Below are 1,345 nucleotides of genomic sequence, written 5' to 3' on the forward strand. Positions count from 1 at the left end.
CCCGGCCACCGACCCGCCCCAGCCGGAGGACAAGGACAACGACCCGGACCCAAAGGACGAGCCCAAGAGCGAGGACTGATCCCTACGGCCTGCGGCCCGCCAGGGAGGGACATCACGGTCCCAGCCCTACGGCCTACGGCCCGCCGGGGAGGGACATCGCGGTCCTCCGCCCCCCGCGCCGCGGTCGACTGCGATCTGCGGCCCACCGAGGGGTCGCGGGCGCGNNCGGCACCGCCGAACCGCGCCGCAGGGCGACCCGCCGTGCGGCGGGATGTCTTTTCGCGCTGAGCCAGCGCGAAAAGTCCCATCCCGCCGCAACGGCGAGCAATGGGTACGGCGGAGCCCGGCGGTGCCGAACCACCGCACCCAGCGAGAACTACGACCCGCGGCCCGCCCGGAGAGAATCGCCACCGGGCCGCCACACGGCACCGCCGAACCGCGCCACGGGGCGACTCGCCGTCGCGGTGAGAGGGGTTGGCGCTGACCTCAGCGTCAACACACCCCCGCCGCAACGGCGAGCAATGGGTGTGGCAGAGTCCGGCGGTGCCGGGACTGCCGCGATCAGGACCCCTGGCCCGGGCCGGATGGCCTACCCGCAGTGGAACCGCGCCCCGGCCCAGTCCGCGTGGTCGCCGCCCTTGGCGGCGTTCGTGTCCGTCACCTTCAGGTGGACGTGGCGGGCCGAGCCCAGGGGGACGTCGACCGGGATCGTCTCCGAGGCGCCCGTCACGGGTTCGGAGGTCCACAGGACCTTCCCGTCTGCCTCCACGGAGAACGCCACCTCCCCGTAGCCGTTGATCTCGTCGTCGATACCGGCGTCCGCCGTGAAGGACGAGCAGCGGCTGCCGGTGTAGAACTCCACGTCGGAGTCGGCGTGGACGCCCAGCCCCTTCTCGTACGTCTTCCCGGCCAGCGTCAGGACGCGGCCGTCGCCCGCCGCCGACTCGCCGTTGCTGGTGTCGCGTTCGACCGGGCCCCAGCCGTTGGTGGCGCCCAGCCAGTCGAGGTCGCTCGCCCACGCGTCCGCCGCCGGGGGCTCCGGCACCACCTCCACCGCAAAGCGGTGGACGGCGGTCCGTTCGGCCCCGGCCGAGCGGTACCGGACGGTCGCCGTCAGCACCGCCGGATCGCCCGGCTTCGCCGACTCGGCGGGCGTGACCGCGAGTTCACCCCGCCCGGTCTCCCCCGCGGCGACGCGGTCGATCCGCGCCGGGGCGGACACCTTCCACCCCTCCGGCGCCGACAGCTCGACGGAGACGCCCGTCGCGTCCCGCGTCCCCGCGGTGACGTCCACCGCGACCTGCCCGGCCGTACCACGCGCCAGCTCCGCCCCGATCGGGGCGGA

At 74.8% G+C, this 1,345-nt stretch carries 1 protein-coding gene; it reads right to left on the reverse strand.

Annotated elements, in window-relative coordinates; genetic code table 11:
* Positions 1–589 precede the first annotated feature (589 nt).
* The coding region (locus AOK16_RS24835) for an NPCBM/NEW2 domain-containing protein (protein ID WP_205627780.1) at positions 590–1,345 on the reverse strand (756 nt) is incomplete at its 5' end.

This window comes from Streptomyces pathocidini, assembly GCF_001418495.1.
Classification (GTDB): domain Bacteria; phylum Actinomycetota; class Actinomycetes; order Streptomycetales; family Streptomycetaceae; genus Streptomyces; species Streptomyces pathocidini.